The sequence below is a fragment of the Longimicrobiaceae bacterium genome (assembly GCA_035936415.1).
Classification (GTDB): Bacteria; Gemmatimonadota; Gemmatimonadetes; order Longimicrobiales; family Longimicrobiaceae; genus JAFAYN01.
In genome coordinates this window covers 1-3,556 of sequence record DASYWD010000156.1, presented here as the reverse complement: position 1 = coordinate 3,556, position 3,556 = coordinate 1, and the positions used below count along the sequence as shown (strand labels likewise).

The window sequence follows — 3,556 nt, the reverse complement described above, 5'->3', positions numbered from 1 at the left end:
TGCAGGAGCGGGTGCCGGAGTACATGGTGCCGGCGGCGTACGTGCGCCTGGAGGAGATGCCGCTGACGCCCAACGGGAAGCTGGACCAGAGGGCGCTGCCGGCGCCGGAGGGGGAGGCGTACGCGCGGCGGGGCTACGAGGCGCCGCAGGGGGAGGTGGAGCAGGCGCTGGCGGAGATCTGGGCGGAGGTGCTGAGGCTGGAGCGGGTGGGGCGGTGGGACCACTTCTTCGAGCTGGGCGGCCACTCCCTCCTGGCGATCACACTCATCGAGCGGATGCGGCGGCGGGGGCTGCACACCGACGTGCGGGCGCTGTTCACCACCCCCGTGCTGGCGGAGCTGGCGCGGGAGGTGGGCGGGGAATCGCGCGAGGTGGAGGTCCCGGCGAACGGGATCCCGGAGGGGTGCGAGGCGATCCGGCCGGAGATGCTGCCGCTGGTGGAGCTCACCCAGGCCGAGATCGACCTCGTCGTGGCGGGGGTGCCCGGGGGCGCCGCCAACGTGCAGGACGTCTACCCGCTGGCGCCGCTGCAGGAGGGGATGTTCTTCCACCACCTGATGGCCGAGGAGGGGGACCCGTACCTCGCGCCGGCCCTGGTGAGCTTCGACAGCCGCGAGCGGCTGGACGCCTTCCTGGCCGCGCTGCAGGCGGTGGTCGACCGTCACGACGTCCTGCGGACGGGCGTGGTGTGGGAGGGGCTGCGGGAGCCGGTGCAGGTCGTCTGGCGGCGCGCGGAGCTCCCGGTGGAGGAGGTGGAGCTGGGCGCCGCGGAGGGCGACGTCGGGGAGCGGCTGTACTCGCTCTTCGATCCCAGGCACCGCCGCATGGACCTGCGCCGGGCGCCGCTCATGCGGCTCTACGTCGCGCGCGACGAGGCGCAGGACCGCTGGCTGCTGCTCTTCCTGCGGCACCACATGGCAAGCGACCACGAGTCGCTGGAGGTCCTCGGCAGCGAGCTGCGCGCGTGCCTGGAGGGACGCGCCCCGGAGCTGCCCCCGCCCTATCCCTTCCGCAACTACGTGGCGCAGTCGCGCCTGGGAGTGAGCCGGGAGGAGCACGAGGCCTTCTTCCGCGGGCTGCTGGGAGACGTGGAGGAGACCACTGCGCCCTACGGCATGCTCGACGTGCGCGGGGACGGGCGCGGGGTGGAGGAGGCGCGGCTCGACGTGGACGCGGGGCTGGCGGAGCGGCTGCGCAGCCGTGCGCGGGCGCTGGGGGTGAGCACGGCGACGCTGTGCCACCTGGCGTGGGCGCAGGTGCTGGCGCGGGTGACGGGGCGCGAGGACGTGGTGTTCGGGACCGTGCTCTTCGGGCGCATGGAGGGCGGCGAGGGAGCGGACCGGGTGCTGGGGCCGTTCATCAACACGCTGCCGGTGCGCATCGGGGTGGGCGGTGAGGGCGTGGAGGCGGGCGTGCGGAGGACGCACGGGCTGCTGGCGGAGCTGCTGCGGCACGAGCACGCTTCGCTCGCGCTGGCGCAGCGCTGCAGCGCGGTGCAGGCGCCGGCCCCGCTCTTCACCTCCCTCCTCAACTACCGCTACGGCGGCAGGAGAGGGCGCTCCCCCGAGGCGGGCCGGGTCTGGGAAGGGATCCGTACGGTCCGCTCGCAGGAGCGGTCCAACTACCCCGTCTCGCTCGCGGTGGACGACCTGGGGGAGGAGGGATTCCGGCTCGTGGCGCGCGTGCAGGAGGCCGTGGAGCCGAGCCGCGTCTGCGCGCTGATGCACACGGCCCTGGAGCGGCTGGTGGAGGCGCTGGAGGTCTCGCCGGGGCGGGCGCTCGGGAGCATCGACGTGCTTCCGGAGGCGGAGCGGCGGCAGGTGGTGGAGGGGTGGAACGCCACCGAGGCCGAGTATCCGCGCGAGCTGTGCGTGCACCAGCTCTTCGAGGCGCAGGTGGAGCGCACCCCGGACGCGGTGGCGCTGGTCTTCGAGGACGAGGAGGTGGCGTACGGGGAGCTGAACGCCCGGGCGAACCGGCTGGCGCACCACCTCCGCGCGCGGGGCGTGGGTCCGGACGCGCGAGTGGCCCTCTGCGTCGAGCGGAGCCCGGACATGGTGGTGGGGCTGCTCGCGGTGCTCAAGGCGGGCGGGGCGTACGTGCCGCTGGACCCCGAGTACCCGGAGGAGCGTCTGCGCTACATGCTGGCCGACAGCGCTCCGGCGGTGGTCCTGACGCACACCTCCCTGGAAGCGCGGTTCGACGGGCTGGACCTCCCCCGCGTGGCCCTGGACGCGGAGTCGTCCGCCTGGGCCGGGGAGCCGGAGACGAACCCGGAGCGGGGCGCGCTCACGCCGGAGCACCTGGCGTACGTGATCTACACCTCGGGCTCCACGGGATGGCCCAAGGGCGTGATGAACCCGCACCGCAACCTGGTGAACCGCCTCGCGTGGGGGCAGCGGGCGTGCGGGCTGGCGGCGGGGGAGGCGGTGCTGCAGATGACCTCGCTCAGCTTCGACGTCTCGGCGCGGGAGATCTTCTGGCCGCTGACGACGGGAGCGCGCCTGGTGCTGCCGCACCCGCGAGGACACCGGGACCCCGCCTACCTGGCGGACGTGATCCACGCGAAGGGGGTCACCACGCTCAACCTGGTTCCCTCGTTGCTGCAGGTGCTGGTGGAGGAGCCGGAGATGGCGCGCCGACCCGGGCTGCGGCGGGTGCTCTGCAGCGGCGAGGCGCTGCCGGCGTCGCTGCTGAGGCAGGTGAAGGAGCGGCTCCCCCGGGTGGAAGTGTGCAACATCTACGGCCCCTCCGAGGCGGCCACGGCGGTGTCGCTGCCGCAGTGCAGGGTGGAGGAGGGGCGGAGCACGGTCGCGATCGGCTGGCCGACGGCAAACGTGCGGGTCTACCTGCTGGACGGCTCGGGCGAGCCAGTGCCGATGGGTGTGGCGGGAGAGCTGTACGTCGGCGGCGCGGGCGTGGCGCGTGGGTACCTGGGCCGCCCCGGGCTGACAGCGGAGCGGTTCGTCCCCGACGCCTTCAGCGGCGAGTCGGGTGGACGGCTGTACCGCACCGGCGACCTGGGACGGCGGCGGGCGGACGGGAGCATCGAGTTCCTGGGACGGAACGACCACCAAGTCAAGGTGAGGGGATTCCGCGTCGAGCCGGGGGAGATCGAGGCGCTGCTGTCGGAGCACCCGGGCGTGCGGGAGGCCGTGGTGGTGGCGCGCGAGGACGCGCCCGGAGACCGGCGGCTGGTGGCGTACCTCGTGGGCGAGGCGCTGGAGCCCGAGGCGCTGCGGGCGCACCTCGCGGAGCGCCTGCCGGAGTACATGGTGCCGGGGGCGTACATGCAGGTGGAGAGGCTCCCTCTTACTCCGAACGGGAAGCTGGACCGCAGCGCGCTGCCGGCGCCGGAGGCGGATGCGTATGCGCGGCAGGGGTACGAGCCGCCGGTGGGGGAGGTGGAGCAGGGGCTGGCGGAGATCTGGGCGGAGGTGCTGAAGGTGGAGCGGGTGGGGCGCTGGGACCACTTCTTCGACCTGGGCGGGCACTCCCTGCTGGCGGTCCAGGTGGCCTCGCGCGTACGGCAGCGGCTCGGGGCGGAGGTCCCCCT

1 protein-coding gene is annotated in these 3,556 nt (G+C 74.0%); it reads left to right on the top strand.

Going from position 1 to position 3,556, the window contains the following annotated elements:
* The coding region (locus VGR37_06020; GenBank protein HEV2146936.1) for an amino acid adenylation domain-containing protein at positions 1–3,556 on the top strand (3,556 nt) is incomplete at both ends.